At 62.0% G+C, this 20,664-nt stretch carries 36 protein-coding genes; all 36 read right to left on the bottom strand.

The window, feature by feature from the left end; genetic code table 11:
* A partial coding sequence (locus ACTQV4_RS09305) for a terminase large subunit domain-containing protein (RefSeq protein WP_441546526.1) occupies positions 1-2,066 on the bottom strand: 2,066 nt, incomplete at its 3' end.
* Positions 2,067-2,137: 71 nt separating this feature from the next.
* Positions 2,138-2,611 carry a hypothetical protein gene (locus ACTQV4_RS09310; protein WP_441031757.1) on the bottom strand — a complete coding sequence of 158 codons (474 nt, stop codon included), beginning with the start codon at positions 2,609-2,611 and terminating at the stop codon, positions 2,138-2,140.
* On the bottom strand, positions 2,604-3,191 hold the full coding sequence (gene folE, locus ACTQV4_RS09315) for a GTP cyclohydrolase I (protein ID WP_441031755.1): 588 nt from the start codon (positions 3,189-3,191) through the stop codon (positions 2,604-2,606). The genes ACTQV4_RS09310 and folE overlap by 8 nt, the downstream gene beginning before the upstream one ends.
* Positions 3,192-3,194: 3 nt before the next feature.
* Positions 3,195-3,956 carry a 7-carboxy-7-deazaguanine synthase QueE gene (locus ACTQV4_RS09320; RefSeq protein ID WP_441031753.1) on the bottom strand — a complete coding sequence of 254 codons (762 nt, stop codon included), beginning with the start codon at positions 3,954-3,956 and terminating at the stop codon, positions 3,195-3,197.
* Between the two features lie 29 nt (positions 3,957-3,985).
* Positions 3,986-4,564 carry a 6-carboxytetrahydropterin synthase gene (locus ACTQV4_RS09325; RefSeq protein ID WP_441031751.1) on the bottom strand — a complete coding sequence of 193 codons (579 nt, stop codon included), beginning with the start codon at positions 4,562-4,564 and terminating at the stop codon, positions 3,986-3,988.
* A gap of 139 nt (positions 4,565-4,703) precedes the next feature.
* Positions 4,704-5,159: a hypothetical protein gene (locus ACTQV4_RS09330; RefSeq protein ID WP_441031750.1), complete on the bottom strand. Its 456-nt coding sequence runs from the start codon at positions 5,157-5,159 to the stop codon at positions 4,704-4,706.
* The gene (locus ACTQV4_RS09335; RefSeq protein ID WP_441031748.1) at positions 5,156-5,416 is read right to left on the bottom strand and encodes a hypothetical protein; all 261 of its coding nucleotides are present in this window, start codon (positions 5,414-5,416) and stop codon (positions 5,156-5,158) included. The genes ACTQV4_RS09330 and ACTQV4_RS09335 overlap by 4 nt, the downstream gene beginning before the upstream one ends.
* Entirely contained in the window at positions 5,413-5,688 is a 276-nt protein-coding gene (locus tag ACTQV4_RS09340; RefSeq protein WP_343095450.1) for a hypothetical protein, read from the bottom strand. The genes ACTQV4_RS09335 and ACTQV4_RS09340 overlap by 4 nt, the downstream gene beginning before the upstream one ends.
* Positions 5,685-6,005, bottom strand: coding sequence for a hypothetical protein (locus tag ACTQV4_RS09345; RefSeq protein ID WP_435546304.1), 321 nt, complete (start codon positions 6,003-6,005; stop codon positions 5,685-5,687). Before ACTQV4_RS09345 ends, ACTQV4_RS09340 begins: the two co-directional genes overlap by 4 nt.
* Positions 6,002-6,490, bottom strand: coding sequence for a hypothetical protein (locus ACTQV4_RS09350; protein ID WP_441031747.1), 489 nt, complete (start codon positions 6,488-6,490; stop codon positions 6,002-6,004). Before ACTQV4_RS09350 ends, ACTQV4_RS09345 begins: the two co-directional genes overlap by 4 nt.
* Entirely contained in the window at positions 6,487-6,867 is a 381-nt protein-coding gene (locus ACTQV4_RS09355; RefSeq protein WP_441031745.1) for a hypothetical protein, read from the bottom strand. Before ACTQV4_RS09355 ends, ACTQV4_RS09350 begins: the two co-directional genes overlap by 4 nt.
* Positions 6,864-7,451: a pentapeptide repeat-containing protein gene (locus ACTQV4_RS09360; RefSeq protein ID WP_441031743.1), complete on the bottom strand. Its 588-nt coding sequence runs from the start codon at positions 7,449-7,451 to the stop codon at positions 6,864-6,866. The genes ACTQV4_RS09355 and ACTQV4_RS09360 overlap by 4 nt, the downstream gene beginning before the upstream one ends.
* Entirely contained in the window at positions 7,448-7,762 is a 315-nt protein-coding gene (locus tag ACTQV4_RS09365; protein WP_441031741.1) for a hypothetical protein, read from the bottom strand. Before ACTQV4_RS09365 ends, ACTQV4_RS09360 begins: the two co-directional genes overlap by 4 nt.
* Before the next feature lie 193 nt (positions 7,763-7,955).
* Positions 7,956-8,129 (bottom strand): hypothetical protein, encoded by a 174-nt coding sequence (locus tag ACTQV4_RS09370; protein WP_441032671.1) that lies wholly within the window; start codon positions 8,127-8,129, stop codon positions 7,956-7,958.
* Positions 8,126-8,983: a helix-turn-helix domain-containing protein gene (locus ACTQV4_RS09375; protein ID WP_441031738.1), complete on the bottom strand. Its 858-nt coding sequence runs from the start codon at positions 8,981-8,983 to the stop codon at positions 8,126-8,128. Before ACTQV4_RS09375 ends, ACTQV4_RS09370 begins: the two co-directional genes overlap by 4 nt.
* Positions 8,984-8,985: 2 nt before the next feature.
* Positions 8,986-9,756, bottom strand: coding sequence for a pentapeptide repeat-containing protein (locus ACTQV4_RS09380; protein WP_441031736.1), 771 nt, complete (start codon positions 9,754-9,756; stop codon positions 8,986-8,988).
* 45 nt (positions 9,757-9,801) lie between these two features.
* Positions 9,802-10,107: a hypothetical protein gene (locus ACTQV4_RS09385; protein ID WP_343100140.1), complete on the bottom strand. Its 306-nt coding sequence runs from the start codon at positions 10,105-10,107 to the stop codon at positions 9,802-9,804.
* Between the two features lie 157 nt (positions 10,108-10,264).
* Positions 10,265-10,717 (bottom strand): hypothetical protein, encoded by a 453-nt coding sequence (locus ACTQV4_RS09390; RefSeq protein WP_441032675.1) that lies wholly within the window; start codon positions 10,715-10,717, stop codon positions 10,265-10,267.
* Between the two features lie 15 nt (positions 10,718-10,732).
* Positions 10,733-11,017, bottom strand: coding sequence for a hypothetical protein (locus ACTQV4_RS09395; protein WP_435546638.1), 285 nt, complete (start codon positions 11,015-11,017; stop codon positions 10,733-10,735).
* Complete coding sequence (locus ACTQV4_RS09400) at positions 11,010-11,474, bottom strand: hypothetical protein (protein ID WP_441393991.1); 465 nt, start codon at positions 11,472-11,474, stop codon at positions 11,010-11,012. Before ACTQV4_RS09400 ends, ACTQV4_RS09395 begins: the two co-directional genes overlap by 8 nt.
* Positions 11,462-11,644, bottom strand: a complete 183-nt coding sequence (locus ACTQV4_RS09405; RefSeq protein WP_428280620.1) for a hypothetical protein — start codon at positions 11,642-11,644, stop codon at positions 11,462-11,464. The genes ACTQV4_RS09400 and ACTQV4_RS09405 overlap by 13 nt, the downstream gene beginning before the upstream one ends.
* 52 nt (positions 11,645-11,696) lie before the next feature.
* Positions 11,697-11,996, bottom strand: a complete 300-nt coding sequence (locus ACTQV4_RS09410) for a hypothetical protein (protein ID WP_441031730.1) — start codon at positions 11,994-11,996, stop codon at positions 11,697-11,699.
* A 51-nt stretch (positions 11,997-12,047) separates the two neighbouring features.
* Positions 12,048-12,335, bottom strand: coding sequence for a hypothetical protein (locus ACTQV4_RS09415; RefSeq protein ID WP_343095466.1), 288 nt, complete (start codon positions 12,333-12,335; stop codon positions 12,048-12,050).
* Positions 12,336-12,458: 123 nt separating this feature from the next.
* The gene (locus tag ACTQV4_RS09420; protein WP_441569704.1) at positions 12,459-13,709 is read right to left on the bottom strand and encodes a replicative DNA helicase; all 1,251 of its coding nucleotides are present in this window, start codon (positions 13,707-13,709) and stop codon (positions 12,459-12,461) included.
* A 34-nt stretch (positions 13,710-13,743) separates the two neighbouring features.
* The gene (locus tag ACTQV4_RS09425) at positions 13,744-14,118 is read right to left on the bottom strand and encodes a hypothetical protein (protein WP_441032680.1); all 375 of its coding nucleotides are present in this window, start codon (positions 14,116-14,118) and stop codon (positions 13,744-13,746) included.
* A 20-nt stretch (positions 14,119-14,138) separates the two neighbouring features.
* The gene (locus ACTQV4_RS09430) at positions 14,139-14,603 is read right to left on the bottom strand and encodes a single-stranded DNA-binding protein (protein WP_441031723.1); all 465 of its coding nucleotides are present in this window, start codon (positions 14,601-14,603) and stop codon (positions 14,139-14,141) included.
* A gap of 2 nt (positions 14,604-14,605) precedes the next feature.
* On the bottom strand, positions 14,606-15,481 hold the full coding sequence (bet, locus tag ACTQV4_RS09435; RefSeq protein WP_441031721.1) for a phage recombination protein Bet: 876 nt from the start codon (positions 15,479-15,481) through the stop codon (positions 14,606-14,608).
* A 2-nt stretch (positions 15,482-15,483) separates the two neighbouring features.
* Entirely contained in the window at positions 15,484-15,762 is a 279-nt protein-coding gene (locus tag ACTQV4_RS09440) for a hypothetical protein (RefSeq protein WP_441031719.1), read from the bottom strand.
* Between the two features lie 80 nt (positions 15,763-15,842).
* Positions 15,843-16,742, bottom strand: coding sequence for a YqaJ viral recombinase family protein (locus ACTQV4_RS09445; protein ID WP_441031717.1), 900 nt, complete (start codon positions 16,740-16,742; stop codon positions 15,843-15,845).
* A complete protein-coding gene (locus ACTQV4_RS09450; RefSeq protein ID WP_441032685.1) occupies positions 16,727-17,074 on the bottom strand; it encodes an HNH endonuclease signature motif containing protein in 348 nt (115 codons plus the stop codon). Before ACTQV4_RS09450 ends, ACTQV4_RS09445 begins: the two co-directional genes overlap by 16 nt.
* The gene (locus ACTQV4_RS09455; RefSeq protein ID WP_441031715.1) at positions 17,071-17,571 is read right to left on the bottom strand and encodes a hypothetical protein; all 501 of its coding nucleotides are present in this window, start codon (positions 17,569-17,571) and stop codon (positions 17,071-17,073) included. The genes ACTQV4_RS09450 and ACTQV4_RS09455 overlap by 4 nt, the downstream gene beginning before the upstream one ends.
* Complete coding sequence (locus ACTQV4_RS09460) at positions 17,564-18,574, bottom strand: helix-turn-helix domain-containing protein (RefSeq protein WP_441031713.1); 1,011 nt, start codon at positions 18,572-18,574, stop codon at positions 17,564-17,566. The genes ACTQV4_RS09455 and ACTQV4_RS09460 overlap by 8 nt, the downstream gene beginning before the upstream one ends.
* A 52-nt stretch (positions 18,575-18,626) precedes the next feature.
* A complete protein-coding gene (locus ACTQV4_RS09465; RefSeq protein ID WP_441031712.1) occupies positions 18,627-18,914 on the bottom strand; it encodes a hypothetical protein in 288 nt (95 codons plus the stop codon).
* A gap of 77 nt (positions 18,915-18,991) precedes the next feature.
* Positions 18,992-19,366, bottom strand: coding sequence for a hypothetical protein (locus ACTQV4_RS09470; RefSeq protein ID WP_441031710.1), 375 nt, complete (start codon positions 19,364-19,366; stop codon positions 18,992-18,994).
* Between the two features lie 12 nt (positions 19,367-19,378).
* Positions 19,379-19,825 (bottom strand): hypothetical protein, encoded by a 447-nt coding sequence (locus tag ACTQV4_RS09475; RefSeq protein WP_340034933.1) that lies wholly within the window; start codon positions 19,823-19,825, stop codon positions 19,379-19,381.
* Positions 19,822-20,664: DUF4185 domain-containing protein (locus tag ACTQV4_RS09480; RefSeq protein ID WP_441569705.1), on the bottom strand; the 843-nt coding region annotated here is incomplete at its 5' end. The genes ACTQV4_RS09480 and ACTQV4_RS09475, both read right to left, overlap by 4 nt.

Below are 20,664 nucleotides of genomic sequence, written 5' to 3' on the forward strand. Positions count from 1 at the left end.
TGCCATAGTTGAGCAGCCGCGACGGTATCCCCGCCGGTCTGGCGGAGCAGTTCCGCCTGCCGGTGAATATCATGCCACGCGTTCTCCAGCACCGCCCGGTAAGTCGCCTCCGCCGTGAACGCCTCGTACACGATGTCGCCCGCCCCGGTGCTGATCGCGAGCGACACCGCTTCCTTCGACCACGTCGCCGAGGTCATCGGGGCCGAGTGGTCTTCCTCCACGATTACGTTGCCGTAGTCGTCCCAGCCCATGATTAGGATGCCCGCTTCGTCGCCCGTGCCGGAGTCCGAGGGGTCTACCGACACCACACGCCCGATGATGTCCGACGACTGGCAGCGGTGCTTGTTCAGATCCTCGGCCGCGAACAAACCTCCGGTGGTGGGGGTCGGCACGCCCTGATATAGGGCTGTCCACACGCGCTCGCCGACGCTCCGCCGGATCGTCTCGAAGTCCCTGCGGGAACGACCACGCGCCGACACCAACGCTTCGCCCGGTTGTCTACCGAGCGCATCGGGCACACCTTCCTCCGCCACCGCGGGAATGTTCACCACCCGCCATAGACGGTTCTCCGGAGTCTGTCTTAAATCATGTTGGATCAACCGCCCGGCGAGGTCGTCCTCATGCCAGCGGGTGTTATGGCTCACGAGCCCGTTGGCGATGAAGTTCTCCGTCCGGTCGATCTGCACATCGAACACGTCCTCCACCCCGCAGGGGGTGATGGACTCCACCTCGTCAGGAGTGACGTTGTAGGTAGTCAGCGGACCGTCGGAGGACGTCTGGTGACTTCCCGTACCCGACGGCGAGGTTGCAGTCGTTGCAGAGCAGGCCACGGACTCGACCGGTCTCGTGGTCGTGGTCGATGCACAGCTTCCCGTCCCAGTGGGCGCGAGTGTTCCCGGGCGTAGGGTACTCGCCGCAGACCGCGCACCGTCCCCCTTGCTGTTGCAGGAGTGCGTTGTACTCGTCGGCAGTGATTCCGTATCGGTGCTTGACTCGGGCGGCTCTACGGGATTCCGGGTTGGCAGACGGGGGCCGGTGTCCGTCTGCCCACCGTTTCCGGTTGTAGTGGGACATGCACATGCCCTTGCATTTCGCGGGCTTGTCACACCCTTCTGCGGAGCAGGTGACTCCTCGCCACTTTCCCCAGTAGCCCTCCGGATGATGTCGCCCGGCTTCAGGTCTCTTAGTCTCGTCCATGTTTCGTTGCCGTCCTTCACGGTCAGGAAGGGGTGCCGTGCGTTTGCGCGGACTTCTACACCCGATTTCATTCTAATCCGGTAGATGGAATCAGGGCCATTGTTTCGCCAGTTTTTCACCGTGGAGGTAGTCAACCGTCCCCCCTCATACGTCGCCACCTCATCACCCGGTCGAATATCCCGCAGTGGTCGCTCGCTCCCGTCCGCCATGAGGACGGGAGTGTCCCCCGTCATGCACATGATCAGGATCACAGCAGCGCCGGGGGCGAGACGAGTCTGCGCCACCGAAGTCCACCACTCCCAGACTTTCTCCCGCTCGCGGGCGGAGTCGGCCTGTTGCTGGTTCTTGAACGGGTCGTCAATCAGCAACACATCAGCCGCCCTACCCGTCAGGGAACCGGACACGCCGGATGCGTACACGCCGCCCTGCGCCCCGAGGACCGACCACGATGTCGCCTGCCGGTGGTTCGGGTTCAGCGCCAGGCCAAGGCGGTCAGGCATCGCCGCGCCCGACAGTGGATCAATAGCCCCCGAACCGTACTGGGCGATGATCTCACGCGAAGCCATGGCGTTACGACGAGCCAGCGAAGCCGCATACGATGCCACGACGATACGGGAATCGGGGTTCCGCATCAGCGCCCAGATGGGTGTCCAGATTGCCACGCGGGTTGATTTGCCTTCCTGCGGCGGCATGGTGATGATCAGCCGACCACCATCGCGGAGGGCTTTAGCGATTTCCTTGTCGATCAGCTCCAGGGCCGGGGTCTGTCGCATCTTCCGGTCCACGCTCATAGCCAACTCGCCGGGCGTGCGGAACCTCATGCGGTTGTTCTTGTTCCGCAGGGCGGTGACGGCGCGGCGCATCGCCATGATCCGCGCTTCTCCACTTAGCCGGTCGAATGCTCCGAGAATCTCCGACCGGGTTGGCTCTCGAACCACCGTTACACCTCCGACTCCGACTCCGTGTCGTGTTCCTCATCCTCCCGCGCGGCCCGGCGGAAGTCCTCCAGGAACTCCTCGACCAACTGATCAGCCAACGCCTCTTCCTCCTTGCTGACCGTGATTTCATGCTGCTGCGGCATGTCCAGCCCCATCATGCGACACCGACGCTCCGAGATGCGGATAGCGGTATTAATCGCGGGCACATCGCCCTTGTTGATGTCGGCCTGGAGTTTCAACTCGTAGTGGTCTAGCTTCCGGCCCTCGATGACACGCAGCTGCGCCGCCTCGTGCTTCGGTGTCTCTTTAAGGTAGGTGTCAATCTTGCCCCACACAGTCCGAGCGGTCAGGCCGAACTCACGACCGATCGCCTCATAGGACGCGCCCATTCGGCGTAGGCGGAGCATCTCTTCGATTTCCTGCAGCCGTTCTTCCTCGGTCATGCCGACGCGCGGGCCGGGGCGTTTCTTAGCCACGGCGACCACCGCCCACGTGCGCCGCCCAGAACGCATCCACATCCGCGCTGTCCCGCACTCCCCACTCGTTGAACGTCATGGTGTCGGAGCACTCGTCGCGGACTCCGCGGAGGGTCATACACCCATAATCGGCGGTGATTGCGCACGCGACCCACAGCGGGTTCAGCCGATCGGCGATAGCGTCCACGACTTGCGCGGTGATGTTCTCTTGGACTTGGAGCCGACGCGCGTACCCGTCCACCAGTCGGTTGATCTTCGACAGGCCGACGACCCGCTCGCCGGGGCGGGGCCGGTACGCGACCGTCGCCGTGCCGGTGATGGGCAACAGGTGGTGGGCACAGGTTGATTGCATGCGGATGTTCCGAACCACCACCAGCCCCGGGTTCTGGGGGGCGGTGAATGTCGTGGCGAGGTGATCCGCCGGGTTCTCCGTGTACCCGCCGAGCACATCCGCCCATGCTTTCGCCACGCGGTGCGGTGTGTTGTCGGTGTGGTCGCCCTCGTCAATGTTGAAGGCTGCGAGCAGCCCACTGATCGCGGACTCTGCCGCCATGATCTGATCCTCGGTGTAACTGTGCATAATCTAGTGTCCTTTGCTGTCGCCCCACGCGAGGGCGTGGAGTCGGTGCGAAACGTTGATTCCCTGCTCGGCTGCTGCGTCGCATATCGCGGTGAACCGGCGGGCCAGCAGCTCCGGGGTCGCGCCCTCCGGCATGACCCACACATCCCCACGGTCGCAGCCGTGCTCTAACGACAGATCAACCGCCCGCGTAACAGCTTCGGGAACGTCCTCGTCCCGGCCCACGTCGATAACCCACTTGAAGCAGAACGGGGTCTCCCACGTATCCCACTGCCCGAGGGTGGGGTTATGGTGCTGGTTCCGCATCGGAGCGCCGAGCTTCGGGGACACGGTGATGTGGTCAAACAATGGGGCGAGCTCATGGGGAACAATCGTGCCGTTCGTCTCCACATGCACCTCGCACCCGTGATTCTTCAACCGGACGAGCAGCGCCCTAAACCCGGCGCGGCGTGCGTGCATCAGCGGCTCCCCACCGGTGAGCACCACCATCGCTCCGTGGGGGATCTGCGCAACCACATCGTCCACCATCACCCGGGGAACGGTTGAAAGCGGGATGCCGTGCTGCCCCGTCGAATACGGGGTGTCGCACCACGAGCAGGATAGGTTGCAGCCGCCCAGGCGGATGAAGTGGCACGTCCGCCCGGCGTGCGGTCCCTCGCCTTGAATTGTCGGGCCGAACACTTCCGACACGGGTAGGCGCTCCACATTCGCTTCGGGATGCTGGTCGAGCCAGTCGAGCATTGCGGTCATGTAGTCGTAGTCCATCACAGCGTTCCCTTCGGTCGGTACGTCGCTCACGTCTTCGGAGTCTCCGACCACGACACCGCTATGGCGGGGAGCCCCATGTTCCGCGCGGTCTCGTACAGCAACCGGGTCATGTTCTCCGCTGTTGGGTTGAAGCCCACCCGGTCGTTCAGGTGCTGGTGGTCGAACTTCTCGTCCAACCACGCGCCGAAGCCCGCGAGAGCACGGTAGTCCAGGACGAAGCCAACGTCGTCCAACTCGTCGCCCAGGGTTTCCAACAAGGCCAGCAGCTCCTCGTTATCGTACGAGCCAATGTCTGCCGTGCGGTTATCCGCCAGGACGATCCGCGTTGCCTGATCCTCGTCCACGTCCACGACGTAGCAGTCCAACTCCGCGAAGTCCGACACCCCCTCTTCCGCCAAATCACGCGCCGCCATTAACGTGTGATTCCCAGCCAACACCTCCATCGGACGGCCCGTATGCGTCCCCCGGTTCACAACGATGGGTCGGAACTGCCCATTGACGCGCAGGGAGTCGGCGGTCGCTTGGACGTCGCCGCGGCGTGGGTTCTTGTGGTGGGTGTGGAGTTGGTTGGTGGGGATGGTTTGTGTGTGTCCGAGTTTTGTCATGGTTTGATGTTATCTTAATTTTTTGTTGTTTTGGTTTGTTGTTTTTTTGGGTGGGTATGGGTGAACCCCCGCGAGGTTTTGCCGAACCTTGTCGCGGGGGTTCTTGGTGATGGACTTGGTATCTCTCTGATGTGCCCCTTTATGGTGGGTCCTTGCGTTGCAGCGCGTTGGTGGACTCACCTGTGTGTGATTGTAGCAGGTGTGGTTGTGGTGTCTCTTCTGGTTGTCCGACGAGGCGGCGGACGATGCGGGCGGTAGGGTCTGATTGCTGCGCGATCTCGACTCCGTCACGAGCGCTGTCGAGACTCTGGCACCACATCGTCAATCGGCATCCGTTTGGATGGTCGATGTGGTTGCACTGTAAGTTTTCTCGATCGATGCCGTACTCCCACTGCATTCCGGCGATTTGCTCGGCCATGACCGGGGCGGCTGCGACTAGGGGTGCGATGTCTTCGTCGTAGACGATGGCGGGGCCTGCGTACCAGGCATCCTCGTAGTCATCCCATGGGTCGAAGACGGGCACTTGGCCGATTTCCCACGGGCGGGGGTAGTCGTCGCAGCTGAGGGTCTTTGCTTGGTCTGGCGTGATGGTCATTCTGTTTCCTGTTCTTCCATGCGGTTGAGGGCGAGGGCGAGGAAGGCGCGCCCCAAGTCTGCGAGGCGTTCCGGGGTGCTGTCTGTGTACAACTCGGCGACGATGTTTTGGTCTGCTTGTGGGGTTTCGGCGATCCAGCCGGATACGGCTGCGGCCTTGTGGAGGTCGGCTGTGGACACGGGGTGGCCCTCGACGATGTCGTGGAGGATGCGGGAGGTGTGGGCGATGATGTTGAGCCAGTCGGTGTTGGCGGTCATTTGAGGTCTTTCAGTAGGTCGTTGGGGACGCAGCCGCTTAGGCCGTGTGGGTTCTCTTCGGCGTACACCTCGGTTTGCCCTGGCGGGCATTGCAGTGTATCTGTCGTGTATGCCAGGCATCCGCCGAAGCTTCCTAGTATTAGAGCCCCGGCTATGGCGGCGGTGATGGTGATGCGTAGGATGCGGGATCGGCGCTCGTCCCAGGTCGCTGCGGTTCCGATTGCGATTCCCGCTCCGATGCCGATGAGCGTGCCGTAAATTGCGAAGCTCATTCGACTACCTCCGGTTTGGATACGAGTCTGCGGACGATGCGGTATTCTGCCCAATCTGGCGGTGGCGCTATCCGTCGCGCTTCTTCTTCGCTGTTGAACCAGCCGACCTCGAATGTGTGCGCTGGCGTGTTGAATGGCGGCTCCGGTCGCCTACGGTTGCCCCATCCGGTGTAGTGTTTCCAGGCTCCGTTGAGGTGGGCTTGCGGGGCGTACTCCCACTGCATCCCGGCGATAGTGCGGTAGGCGCGGCGCTCGATTCGGTTAGCGTCCGGTTTCTGTTCCAGGCGTGCGCGTGCCTGTTTGGGTGTGATGGTCATGATTGATCCTTTGCGAGGTTGTAGATGTGCCCGGCTGGGCGGGGTACGAGCTGCGCAGCGCCGCGCTGCTCGAGGATCGTGATGGGCGACTGTAGTCGGGCGTAGACGCGCCACCCACGGTCGCCGTGGTGGTGGGCAAGGTCCTTGAATGCTTCGGCGGCTTCGTATGTGGATTTGGGGATGGTTACCCGGCTGCGTTCTGGTTGACCACCCCGGGTGCGGGGCAACCACAGCTCGGCGCGGTACGCGGGCATGAGGTCGCCGTCCGGGGCGATGGGGCCATCTACTGGCTCCCATGGGGTCACTTGGCGGGACATGAGCGCCGTGAGCCGATCGGACGGTCCGCCTACGATGTCGGCGTAGATTTCGCGGGCTTCCTGCTCGTCTGTGTACCAATGCCAGTACTCCGGCGACTGCCACTGGAGGTTCCCGTCCTGGTCGACACCAAGCGCCGTCGTGGCTCGATACTCGGTGTAGATAGTCACTCGATTTCCTCCCAGTCGCTCACCCAGCGGCGGACTCGGGTGCCGGGCGGGAAGGCGACTTTCTCAATGCCCTCGAAATAGACTCGACTACGCCCGTCGGCGGTGTATTCCTCCGGGTCGGCCACCACGGGCGTGCCGTCCGGGGTCCAAGCACGGGGCAGATCGAAACGGGGGGTTACTGCTGTTGCGGGCACGCCTTCTAGCAATTCGCCGTCTACGGGGTCAAGCAGCACCACCAGTGTCTGCTTGTATTGCTCGGAGTAATAGGCACTAACCACGATCCAGGCTTCTATGGATAAGTCGCACCACATACCCCGGCATTGTTCGAGCTCTTCGGATGTCATGTCCGCAAGCGTGCGGGGTTGTTTGTCGGTCATTGGTTGTTCTCCTTGTCTGTCCACTTTTCGGCGAGTGTGGGGATAATGTCTTCGTGGTCTTGCATGTGGAGGTCGCATAGGGTAAGCGCGGCTTCGATGTAGGGTCGGCGGCGGGTGATTTCGTCGCCTTCGGCTTCTGGCCAGCCTTGGTCCTTTGCGATGAGGTCGCGTAGTTGGTCGGGGGTGCCGTTCCAGCAGCCGAGGGTTATTCGCCAGCCTTCGGGGGTGGGGGTGAGGTGGAGGGTGCCGCTGGGTAGGTGGTTGATTTCTAGTCCGCCCCATCTAGCGTAGTGCAGGTTAGCGCCGTACAGGTCAGCGCCGTACAGGTTAGCGCCGCTCAGGTCAGCGCCGTACAGGTCAGCGCCGCGCAGGTCAGCGCCGTACAGGTCAGCGTAGTACAGGCTAGCGCCGCGCAGGTTAGCGCCGCGCAGGCTAGCGTAGTGCAGGTCAGCGCCGTACAGGTCAGCGCCGCGCAGGTCAGCGCCGCGCAGGTCAGCGTAGTGCAGGTCAGCGCCGCGCAGGTCCGGGAGCTTATTGTCCTCTCGTGCGCTTTTCACAATGTCAAGCACTTCTTCACGATTCATTTCTGGTTCCTCTCCTGGTGGTGAGCAGTAGCAAGTAGGGCGAGGGCGATGGTCTTTACCGAGCTGGGAGTGATGTCTATTTGTTCTATTTCCCGTGGGCCGTAGAAGGTCCCGCCGTATTCGGTGCTCGTGACGATGACCTCTTCGACCTTGCGCTGTGGTCGGTACGGCGGGAGTGTGATGGTGATGGTGCGGGCGATTTCGTCGGCGTGGTGAATGGCTTGGGCGTGGGTGCGGAAGTTGGTGGCGGTGCCGTCTGGTTCGTGGACGGTCCAGCGGCCGAAGCCTCCTCGGCGGATTGTGGGTCTCATGAGAAATCTTTCAGGGTTATCCAGGATGTGAGAGCCATCCCAGCGGAAAACATGGTTAGTAAGTTGAGGTCATCGTGGAGGTCGGCACCGCTGCATACTGTCTCGGCGATGATCGCCAAGGCAATGGTGAACACGAGGTGCACCGCGAACCTGGAGCGGTACCGCACGCGGAGTTTGCGAGGGTCGAGGTACGTCACTTTCCACACCTGGCCTTCACGGCGCGGGCGATGACGTTCGCGAGCATCGCGGTGGCGAGCTCGGCGGATGCTGTGTGAGTCTTGGTCCCGGGCTGTGCCTTCACGGCGATAATCGCCGCCGTAGTAGCGATGGTGATGTAGGTGGCCATTCGGTGTCGGTTGATGCTCATTGCTTGTCTTCCTGTTCTGGTTGGTGATTCATGATTCGGATGTACGTGCGCTCCTGGATGGACTTCACCCGCCCGGTAAGGTATGTACGGACCCGGCTCCCGTCCCACCCGAGATGCCGCGCCGCTTCGGCCATGCTGCCGTAGTGTGCGACGAGTTCTCGGAGCTTCGCGAGCAGCTGGTCATCCACCGGGATGCGGGTCTTGTCGATGTTTCCCGGGTTGTCGTCGCCCAGGGGCGGGCGGTCGCGGTGCTCGTTGGGGTCGTCGATGTTGTCCCACTCCATCGGGAGCGCCCAGCCCTGTCTCGCGACGCGGTAGTGCGGTTTCTTCACCGGGAGGGACGATAGACGGCTGTAGGTGTCGCGCAGGCTGATCGCCGTGCGTCGCTGGACCGTGGGCCACCTCTCATGCTGGATGTGGAGGATCGTGGGGAGCGATAGGCCGCTGTCGGTGGCGATGTCGCTGACCGTCCACCCGGCGGCGCGGAGGGCGCGGATACGCCGGGCGAGCTGCCACGTGCTGATCTTCTGAATGGACCGGCTCGGCGGGGTTCCCAGGACCGCGTTGTGTGTGCGCTGCTGGATCGCCGTGGTGTTCTCGTTGAGGATGCGGTCCACGGTCTCGGTGGATAGACCGGATGCGGTCGCGACTCCCGTCCGGGTCGAGCCGGTCTGTAGTAGCCAGTTGATATGGTTGCAGGCCATGACGGGCGAGACTTTGTGGTGAACCGCGCCGTGGAGGTAGGCGTGCTTCTTGCAGTACCCGACTTCGCGTAGGGCGTGGTTCGGGCACTTGGGTGATGCGCAAATGTCGGCATGGGGCGGCTGTTCGGGAGTGGCCTTCTTGGCTTCCATAATCACTGCTCCTTCCATTTGGACACTGTTGTTTCGAGATCATCCGCGTACGACAGGTGGTGTGCTGCGGCGAGCTGGTGAATACCCTCAACCGCGGCAGTTTTCGCCGGTTCCTCCTTGAACGTCAGTTCCGCGAACTCGTCCAGTGTGAGGTGCTTCCCGAGCGCGTCTACCACCAGACCGCGGCCCGTCGGCATCAGGTACACCGTGCCCAGGGGCGTGTTGGAAAGCACCGAGCCGCACCACGACAGTCCGGACAGGTTCGAGTCCGTGAGGTTCGTCATCGTGAAGTTCGCATACGTCGCGCTGGAGTTGCGGAAGTTGCACTTGATAAATCCTGCTTTTTTGAGGTTCGCGAGGGTCATGGTCGCGCCGTACAGCTCGCAGTCGAAGAACATGGTGTTCTCCAGATTCGTGTTGATGAACACGGTGGTTTGGAGGGTGCAGCCCTCAAACTGACTTCCGGTGAAGTCCGCGCGGAGCGCGTCGAGCCCCCGGAAGTAGCAGTCCTTGAAATCGTTCTCGCGCATCTCCGCGTCGGTGGCTCCGAGGAACTCGAATCGGCATTCGGTGAAGGCGGTGCGGGTGAACCCGCCGTCGGCTAGGTCGTTTCCGTAGAAGGTGCAGTCGACAAACTCGCCGCCGGTGATGGTGATGTCTCCGAGGTTCACGTCGGTGATGGTGTAGCCCTGGAGGGTGAAGGTCCCATCGGTGAGCCGTGCTTTCTTGATTGCTTGGTTGAATTGAACAAGCCCGTCGATGACTTGTTTCATGGTGGTGCCTTTCTGTGGGTGGCCCGCCCCGGATGGGGCTTTGGGTTAGTGGATGATGATTTCTTCGCCGGTTGCGGTGTCGAAGAACGCATCGTCGATTTCTGGGTCGAGCTTCAACTCGGCCATGCGGTCGTTGATGGTCCAATCGGTGCCGTCGGCGTTGGTGATGTCGAGGATGGTTCCGAGTACGGTGTAGGTATTCACCCCGTTCTTCTCAACGATGGTTCCGCGTTCTGGGTTGTTTGGGTCGGTGCTCCACTTGATTTGTGCTTTGGTGCCGTGGAGTCGGCGGGCGATGGTCCAGGGGGTGTGTCCTCGGTAGGTTCCGGTCTTGGTAACCATGGTGATCATTGTGGGCTGTCCTTTCTGTGGTGGTGGTTAAGGTGTTTCCTTAACCTGTAACTATAGTATATACCATCTAGTCATGTCGTACAAGTTATTTTGCAACTTTTTTTAAAAAACTTTGACATTTTTTCGCGACCATCAAACACGCAGGTCACGCACACAATTATGCAAACACCTCCCGACCGAACAGCAGCATTTGCAGCACATCATCCGCCTGCGCCGAGTCCGAACACATCCCATACAGACCCTCGTAGTCCCGGTCAGTCAACCGCTGGTTAAACTCGTCCACGAACCGCCCCTCACCCGGCAGACTAATCTCGTTGAGCCGCTCAAATAGCCGCTCGAAAGTCACCACGACAGTCCGGTCCACAAGCTCGAACCGCACCGTGTTCTCGTCCTCCATTGTCACCAGCTCCCACCACGACCAGTAGACCCCGGTGGAAATCAGCGACTCCAGCAGTAGGCGGGCATACACGTCACCCAGCATGTCGATGGTCCCGACCGCCATTCCATCGGCGATATGCTCGGCGTGCCACCGAACCAGCTCGTCCTCGTCGCGCTTATCGCTCGTCATCGTCGCGAGGGTCGTTATATAGGGCAGTTTCGGCAGTTTCATTGTGATCAGTCCTTCCTAGAACTTGTTGGTCTTCCTGTATTGCATCTTCTCGATCGTGGACAAGCGGCTCCACATCCATTCGCGGGCGGGGCGCTGCGTCTTGTCCGTCTCCGGGTGCGCGAGCATGATGTGTCGGAGCTCGACGGCGCACTGCGGCCACCGCTCGAATGGCGCGTGGCACAACTCGCTCAACACATCCACCATGCGGCTCCGCAGCACGCCAGGGTCATCTGGCGGGTTCATCAGGACGGTGCGGAGCTCGTCGCGGGCGCGGGACTCCGCGGGGTGCGGGCTAGTCATCCTCGCCCCCATTCCGCTCGTCCTCTGCCCGGTGGTGCGCGATAGCCGCGACCAGGATCGCCAGCAGCTCCGGGCCAGCGACGTGGAACTCGTCCTCCGCTTCCTTGATCGCCCAGCTAACCGTCTCCGCGAGCATCGCCAGCAACTCGCTCGGGCTCGTGGTGGTCCAGTGGATAGACCCAGTAGACTCGTCTGCGGACATATCCAGGTGATAGGTCATGACCAGCGACGGGCCAACGTTCGCGGCCATAGCGCGCTCGCGGTCGTTGCGTACCCACTGGCCGTTCAGCATCTCGCCCACGATGATCGTCGCGAGGTCCTTCGCCGGGGCGTTCTTGTTCTCGTCGCGTCCGATGATCTCCGCGATGATGTCGCGAAGCTCGTTCGCGCGGGGAGCGGGTTTGGTGGTGATTTTCTTGCTCATGGTGGTATGTCCTCCCTCTCTTAGTTCATCCACAGTGGGCTGAACCAGTGGAACAGCAACCAGCCGAACGTGCCGCCGATGATGATTAGGGCGATGAACACGACCCAGTCCATGATGGTGACGGGTTCGTCGTAGTAGTCGTCTATCAGTTCGTAGTCGTAGCTGCTGGTGTGTCGATCTTCTGCGCGGTGCTTACCGGCCATGATGTTTTCCTTTCTGGAGTCCCGCCCCGGGGGGGCGGGGATGAATGGGGGGTTAGTCGTCTTGCATGATGGACTCGAACATGCGGGCGATGGTTTTGACCATTTGCACGTTATTGAGGTGTGTGTCGATGTCCTGGAGTGGGGTGTCGAGGATGTGGAACTCGATGGTCTTGGTGAAGTTCTTGACGGTCATCTCGATTCGTGTGTTGTCGATGTTCCGGCACGCGATGCGCCACATGACCGGCGGTTCGCCTGGTTCCATGTAGTCGGGGTCTAGCTCTTCGCGAATGAGGACGTAGCCGTAGGTTTCGAATGTTGCGACGTTGTCGAACTTGTCGATCTCGATGGTCATGGTGTGCTTCTTACTGTGTTCCCGCCCCGGGGGGCGGGGTGAGTGGAGGGGTTAGTTGGTGGCGATGATCTGCTGGAAGGCTTCGGCGATCTGCTTCACGTTTTGCAGTTCTTCGATCAGCTTGTCCATGTCCTCGACCTTTGCGGTGGTGCTGGCTGCTGCGTAGCGCAGTTCGTTGGTTGCGAGGTCGATGTGGAGGGTGCAGTTGGTGTTGAAGTTGCTGGTTACCCGCCATTCGACGCTGCCGTTGTCGTAGGTGTTCTTGGTGAGGGTGTGGTCTCCGGCGGTCCAGTTGGTCTGGTTCTCGGTGGTGGTCTTTTCGATGATGATGGTGCTCATTGTTTCTGCCTTTCTGGTGGTTGGTTACGGGCCTTTCCCTTAACCTGTAACTATAGTATAGGTGATATGGTGGTGTAAGTCAAGTAAAAAACGAAAAACACTTAAACTTTTTTCCGAACCGCCCTACTGATACCCGCCCGGCGACCACTTCTGATCCATGAACCGGCAGTAATGCAGCACCGGCGTAAGCTCCACGCTTCCCAGCTGACCACTGCGGTTCTTCGCCAGATCAACCGTCAAATCACCACCATCACTCCGCGACAGCAACAGGACCTTATCCGCGTCCTGCTCCAGCGCGCCCGACTCACGGAGGTGGTGCAGCCGCGGCGCGCCATTCATCTCCGCCTGCCGGGACAACTGCACGACCACCACAACCGGACAGTCCAGTTCCTTCGCGAGCATTTTCAGCGCCCGGCTGTACTGCGCAATCTCAATCTGCCGCGACTCAACCTTTCCCACAGCGCTAATCAATCCGATGTAGTCCACGACCATCAACCCCAGGGGGCGCTCGCGAGCTAACCGCCGAGCCTTCGCCCGAATCTCCGCCATTGTGATCCCCGGCGCATCATCCACCCACAAGTGAAGGTTGCTCATATCGTCGGCGTGATCCGCGAGCCGCTGCGCTTCATCATCCATCAGCGTCGAGTGCGTGAACCGCCCGAGGTCGATGGAGCACTCGGCGCTGATCGCCCGTGCTGTCACTTCCTGCTTGCTCATTTCTAGGGAGAACATCAACGCCGCCCGGTCGGTGCGGGCGACGTTGCGGGCGAAGTCCAGGGCGAGGGTCGATTTACCGATACCGGGCCGGGCCGCGACGATGATCATTTGCCCCGCCCTGAGCCCGCCCGTGATGGAGTCCAGGGACTCGAAGCCCGACCATGTGATCCGCCCGGTGTCCTGTCGGTAGTAGTCCCGCGTCGCTTCGAGCATGTCGCCCACCATTGACGGGGCATCGGACACGCTGACCGTCCCTAGGTTGTCGAGCTCGGCGCGGGCCTGCTCCACAACCTCGATCGGTTCGACTTCGGGCGATTCCGATAGCTGCTTGATCTTCGCCGCGGCGGCGTACGATTCCCGGCGTAGGTAACCCGCCCGCACGCGCTCGGCGTGGTACATCGCGGAAATCGGAGTTGGGGCCTTTGAGATCAGGTCGAAGATCAGTTGGGCGACATCTCCGATCGTTCGCCCGGAAGCGGCGTTGATCCGGTCGGCGAGGAACACAGGGTCAATCTGCGCCCCCTCCGCTTCCATCTGCTCGATTGTCTCGAAAACGAGTTGGTGATCCGGGCGGTAGAACATCTGCCGGTTCATACCCGAGGACAGAATCTCGGCGGTAGCATCGCGCGACTGGATCATCGCGCCGAGGACGAACATTTCCGACTCAACCGGTGTGAAAACGTTGTCCGATTTACTTGTCCGCTGCATTCGTGTCCTCGCTTCCGGTGGTGGTGATTTCGAGCCACATTCGCGGCTTCTGGCCTTTCTCGTGGTGATGGATCCTGGGCATGATCTTGGTCATGTACTCGCTCGTATCGTCCGGGACGATGCCCGCATCGACAAGCCCGTCCCAGCACGCTTTCGCCGTGGCGACGAGGTTGTCCTCGTCTCTGCGGCGGTTATCCGGCGGTAGGTAGTGGAGCCGGGTGGTGATGTGGCCGAGGTTCCGGGGGACGGTCGCGCGGGCGCGGTAGGCTGCTTCCTTCCGCACCGCCGCCACCGCCGCCGCCTTCTTCGCCCAGTGTCCCCGGTCGTTGAGCGACAGTGGGGGGCGGGTGAACGACATGGGGAGGTTCCAGGACCGCATCAGAACGGCGGCTCGTCGCTGTCGAACCCAGCCGCGCCGGTTCCCCCGCCGGTGTTGCCGGACGGGGTGGAGCCCCACGGGTCGCCCATGTCCGCGCCGGGGGCCGCGCCCGCGCCGTCGCGGGTCTTACGGCACTTGACTCCGATGGATGATGCGCGGCACTCCAGGCGGCTCCGGCGCTCGCCCTGCTCGGTCGTCCACGACCGCTGAACGAGGTTGCCGAACACCATGACGACTGTTCCCTTCCGCACCTGCTGGCCAACTGCTTCCGCGCCGTTGCCGAACAGCGCGACGGGAATCCACGTCGTGGTTCCGTCCACCCACTCGTTCGCTTCCTTGTCGAACCGGCGGGACGTGCTGGCTACGTCGAGGGTGACCCACGGCTTGTTGTCCTGTGTGTACCGGACTTGCGGGTCTTCCTTGACTCCGCCCTCGAAAAATAGGGGGTTCTCTCCCTGCTTCATGTCTACTGCTCCTTGTCGGTTGTGACGGTCTCGCCGTCGATGATGGTGGTGTCCTCGGCGGGCTGCTCGGCCTGCTCCGGGGCCTTGTCGGCTGGTTGCTGCCCGTTCTTGTCATTATCGCCGCTGAACCGGCGCGTGGCGATTTGCGAAATGCGGTTCATCTCACCCACCTGCCGGGCCGCGTTCGCCCGCTTCCACGCCGCCTGCAGTTCCTCGCGAGTGCACGTCTCCGGGTCGAACCCCTCCGGGTGGAGGGAATCGGTACGCGGCGCGGCGGGACGCTCCGGCTCCACAATGTCGGCCTGAACCTCGTCGTTGGTGTAGACACCGGATAGGTCGAGGGGGAACGCGGACCGGAGGGCGAGGGCTGCGGCGCACTTCTGCAGCATCAGGGCGGGCTTCTCCTGCCACATCGTGTTCGGCACCTTCTTGCCAAGCTTCTTATCCCACCGGGTTCCGACGTACTCGCGGAACAGGGCGACGGCGGGGAACCGCTCGCCGTTACGGACCACGACGGACTTCGATGCCACCGGCGGCTCGTCCGCGACCCACACGTCATGCCACACTCCGTCCGGTCCGCACCACAATGGGTCCTCGTATCCGAGCGTTCCGTGCGTCCGCTCGGTGGTGCGCTGCGCGACGAGTCGGAAGCCGTCGATGCCGGTCTGGATCGTCCAGTTGCCCTGGCGGTTGATCATGTAGATCTGCCGGGCGAAGGGGTCCAGGCCGGTCCGCTTGCACGTGTGGAAGAACACCTGAATCTCGGCGGGGGCTGCGCCTTGTAGGCCGATGGATCGGAGTGCTTCGATCTGCACCGGTGTGAAAGTGTCCTGCTCGGCGGCGATGGTGAGGGATCGGCTGCTGTACTGGTCAGTCATGGTTAGCTGTCCTCCGTGTTTTCGACTTCGTCGGCTAGGCGGTGGAGTGAGTCACCGGTGACGCGGGCGAAGCGGGCGAAGTCTTCGGGGCTGTCGAACATGGCTGCGGTGTAGACCATTGCTCGCATGATTTCGTTGCGGCACTGTAGGTCTTCGGTGTTGGTGCCGAGTCCGTTGTCGGCCATAATGTCGGGGAGGTTGTTCCTGACGGTCCCCTCGGGGTCGAGGATGTAGGGGTGGTTGTCTGGGTAGCGCTCGTATGGCGCTTCGGGGTTGAGCATGTTTGCCTTTCTATGCTGGTCACGGTGTTCACCATAAACACCTACTTAAAGTTTACCGGATAGTTGTGGGGAAATCAACCTCAACGCTGCCACTGCTTCGGAACCGGCTTAAACCGCCACCGATCGCCCGACCGCGTCGCCACGACACGACCATCCGCCGTGATGCACTCGCCATCCACACCGGCGACGATGACCCGCGACCGAGCTGCATCCAACTCCGCCGCCGCTTCCTTCTCGCGCAGCTTCGCAGCCGCGTACTCGAAATACACATCGCCCACCTCAACCGCCTGCACCGTCGCCGGGGTCATAGCAGCCAACACCGGCCACTCCGAGGACGGATTCGTCCGCTCCGGCTCCCGCTCGCACACACCCCCCGGAAGCGTCGCGACGAACTCCCCGATCGTGTCCACCGTCATTTCGATATCGAAATCAGTGTAGGTGACCCAATACTCGGTGAGCTCCAGGAACGGGCCGAGGACCACGAACACGACATCGCGCAGCCCAGTGACAGCGCACTGCCACAAGCCCTGGAGCCAGTAGTGCAGCGGGACACCGTTGGTTTCCGGCGTTCCCCATCCGCTCGTGTCGGCCTGGGTCTTGATCTCCATGAGCGCGACGCGGCTCGTGGTTGCCAGCAGCCGGTCGGGGGTTGCGTAGGCCCATGTCCACCGGCGCGACTGGAACGTTCCGCACGTTGTGACGGTCCATTCCGGGTTGTCCTCGGCCCACCAATCAGCGACACCGGCTTCGAGGTGCCGACCGCGCCGGGTCGCCTCGGTATCCGCTTCGGGCGCGTCGAAATGACCGGCGAGCTGGTGCCACATGATCCACGGGGTTCCGCCCCACGGGTCGCAGTCCATGATGCCCGCAATCTTCGACGCGGTGACCCTGCGCCGCCATTCCGCCGTTCCGGGCTCCACGCCCTCCGCGACGGTCGCATGCTCACTGATGATCGCTTGCACATCTACCACATCTGCCATGCCACGTTTCCTTCATCGTCCAGAAGCACAGCCCCGCCGTAGCGGGGAAGCCGTGCCGGTGTTTCCTCGGGTCGCTGGTTCGCTTTCAGCAGCAGCCCATTGTCGTGCGCCCATCCGCGCCGGGACTCCACCCGGTCGTGACAGGCCGCGCATAGAACCAGCCCGTTCGACGGGCGGTTCACGTCCGCATCAGCGTCGCCATGAACCCCGCCCATCCTGCGGGGCTTCCGGTGGTGGTAGTGCCCGCCCGGCTTTTTGTTGCATAGCTCGCACACGCCGTATGACCGGCGGCTCATGATGCGCTTGTCCTCGACGCTGAACCCCTCCTTCACCACACGCCCCCAATGAGGTTGTCGGGGACGAACACCAGCGTGATCGCGTTCGGGGCCGCGTCGCGGGCCATGATCTGCGGGATGGTGTCCGGGGCCGCGTCGCCGGTGATGGTCTGCCCAGAGTCGGGGTTAATGATCACGTACTCGACGCGGTCGTACACGTCGTTGGGGTAGATCATGACGCTGTCGTGCTGCACTAGTTCCCGAGCTCGTTCGAGTTTATCTGGGAACACTGTCGGCATGATTTTGGTGAGATCGGTCAGGGCGATGTCCAGCTCTAATCCGTCATACACGCTGTACTCCGCGCACACCTCATTCACCGCGTCCATCGTGAACGGGCGGGGTGTGACCTCGAACGTCGCCGTCGTGAACGGCCCTCCCTCTATCTCGACTTCCGCCGTCCAGCGGATAATGGTCTGCCCGTCGGTGATCCGAACCTGGTCGGTTCCGAGTAGGCCACGGCACCGGGCCGCGAGCGCTTCGGTGAAATTACGCATAAGCGGGTTCCTCAATCTCGGTAAATGACAATTCGGTTGGGGTGGTGACACCGCTCGTCCGAGACGGGATGATCGTGTCAATCACCCGCCCGCCGCTGCCGCCCCTGCGGATCGCCCGGATGCGCCACAACCACGACATTCGACGCGCCGACAGGCCGACCGCGACGTGCCGGACAGCTCCGATGGCGTACAAGCCACCACCGCCGGATGCCGCGGCTTCCTCGATCAGGTGCAGCGGAACCTCCCCCGTGGCGACGAGGGGGGCGATGCCGTCGAGGAACATGTTCATGATCCTGCCCTCAACCGGGCCGCACTTGCCGACGACGATGGTGCGAGCCACCGACCGCCAATCACCCTCCGGGTCCAGCGTCCACTCACCGGAGCGGATCGTCCGAGGGAGCGGGGACAGGTCCGTGACGATCTGATACTGGTTCGCCCGCTGCGCCGTCTGCTCCACGATGGTGCGCAGTGGCACCCCTTCGTCCTCCATCGCCGTGATGCCAGCTTCGGCGGCGGCGTGAGCCGTCCGCTCGTCAATCCACCCTGCCGACGTGTCCTTCGGTTCTTCGTGGAAGACATCCTCCGACGGGCGCGGAGCGCCGCCCGTGTTGTTAGATGATTTTTTATTAGTTAATTCTTTATTTGGGGTTAAATCCTTACCCCCCGTTTCGAGCAGGGATTTACCCGCCCCCCCGGCTACAGGTTTAACCCCCTTCATGGTCGCCAGGGGGACTGTGAAAACACTCGTTGTCGCTTCCCGGTGCTCGACGCTGATCACTCCGAGCTCGTCAAGACGGCGGAGCGCGTTCTTCACCGACGCGCGGCTCAATCCGGTTTCCTTCGCGATGTACGCCGCGGACGGCCAGCACCGCCCGGATGATCCGTTAGCCATTGATGCGAGGATGTCGAAGACAGTCCACACGCTCCCAGGTTCGCCCCATAGTTTCCGGCGATCTCGGTCGTAAGTTGCGGTCCATGCGGACGTTGGTGTATAGTCGTTCATAGCAGAACGCCTTTCTGTGAGTTGGGACCCCTCGTTAGCGCGGGGGGTCTTTTTAATGCTTCAGGGTGGGGATGACGACGGGGGTCAGTCGGATAACCGATGGGTAGGGGCCACGTCGTTCGCGGGTGATCAGGCCGAGCTGTTCGAGTAGCTGGAGTGGCTGCTGGATCATCGCAATAGTCACGTTGAATACCTTAGTCAGTTGTGACATCGAGACTTCCACGACTCCGTTGTCGTCGGCGTGGTTGATGATCCAATCGAGAATGCTGTAGACGCGCTTGTTCGCGTCGGCTTCGGATAGTCGGTGAAGGGCGGCGGAGCCGATCACGGGGGCTTGCATGGTGCTTGTACTGCCTTTCCTGTGGATATGAATCTTACACGTATAGTTTACCAGAAGTTTCTGGTCTGGTACAACACTCACGACACCTGCCGACGAACATCATCCAACAACCGCTCCGGAAGCGGCGGAAGCAGATCCGCGACCGTCTTGTCCTGATGCGCACGCCGGATGAACCCGATCGCCAGATCATACTTGCTGCTAATCACGCGGAGCTGCTCGCCCTGCTCCGCCACGACACGCTGCACGTCCTCCAGCTTCGCGGTTAGCACCTTGATTTTCTTATCCTGCTCCGCAGCTTTATTGCTCGCGAAGTCCTGAATATCGTCCACCAGGGCTTGATACTGGTCCGCGACCGATTTCCGGTTATCGAATAGGCCGGTGATAAATGCGGTCAGCACGGCACCGGCGAGGCCCACCAGACCGACGACGACCGCGGCTAGGCTTTCGCTCATTCGGAATCTCCCTCACCCTCGCAGTGCGTTGATTTGACGATGATCTGCTCCACCGGGGGGGCGCGAGAACGCCCAGAAGATCGTCGCAGCTACCAGTAGGTACACCACAGACGCCATCGACCCGAGTGGGTAGTTACCGTAGACCTCGGCGATTAGGTACATACCTCCCCATATCAGGTAGATAAAGAACAGGCCCCCGGCGGCGATAGCTCCGCATCGGCGGGTCAGCACCGCGCAGATTGCGAACGCACCGACGATGATCCACACAAATGCCCACAGGTTCGGACCGCCCCACTGCTCGACGGCGGGGAGCCGACTCGGGTTCCCCAGCATCGGCAGGTAGAACAGGCCTTTAATGAGCGTGCCGACTCCGTAGATTCCCAGCCCCGTCCAGGGCGACCCGAGCCCACGGCGGAGCCGGACCAGTGGTGGCTCCTTCTCCTTCTCCAGCAGGGTCATGCCGCCCCCTCCGCCCCGGGGGTGTTCCCGGTGAGGTTTACCCGGTAGCCGCGAGCACAGTAGTCAATCGTCCGTCCATCCCACTGCCGCCAGGACGATAGATGAAGGTAGGCATCCTCCAGCGACGGGGACCACGGATGGATGCTCGGCGCGTACATCGACGGTTCCTGTAGGCGGGTGACGATCTCCCGCGACTTCGTCCACAGCGCATCCGGGCGATCCGCCAGGCGAACAATCACGCCACGCTTCTCGTCGCAGTACGTGAGCACCACCTTCCCGTGGATGTACTGCGCATTGATTTCACCGATCGCGCCTTCGGGCGTGTCGGGGAGAAGGATGGGGGTCGGGTTGATGTGCCGTCCCCACTCCCACCGTGTACCGGTCCAGCCCCAGAACTCCCACGACGCGTCGTTGCATAGGTGCCGCCAGTTCGCCCGGCGGAGGTAGATACCGCTATCCGGGCCGCGCTTCCGCCCCTCCGGCGTGCCGAACACATAGACGTTCTCGTCGCCCGGCAGCATCACCATAGTGTTGTTCTGGAAGTAATGATCGCGTCCGCGATTCACCCACTCGTATAGGGTGCCCAGGTTGTTCTCGTGACGGCATACGTCCCACACCTCGGCGTGCGGTTCATTCGACCAGAACCAGGCTGCGGATAGGGTCCAGCACATCCGCTGCACACCGCCCTGGCCCCACCGCTTCACACGGAAGCCGTTGCCGAGGTAGTTCCCATCGGGGAGCTGAATCACATCATTCGGGATGATGGTAAATGCGTCGAAGTTCCTGCCGTTCACCGTCCCGGACTCGCCCACGTGCCGGTAGGGCCACATCTGGTTCGC

Source organism: Collinsella sp. LCP19S3_B11 (genome assembly GCF_052121915.1).
GTDB lineage: Bacteria > Actinomycetota > Coriobacteriia > Coriobacteriales > Coriobacteriaceae > Collinsella.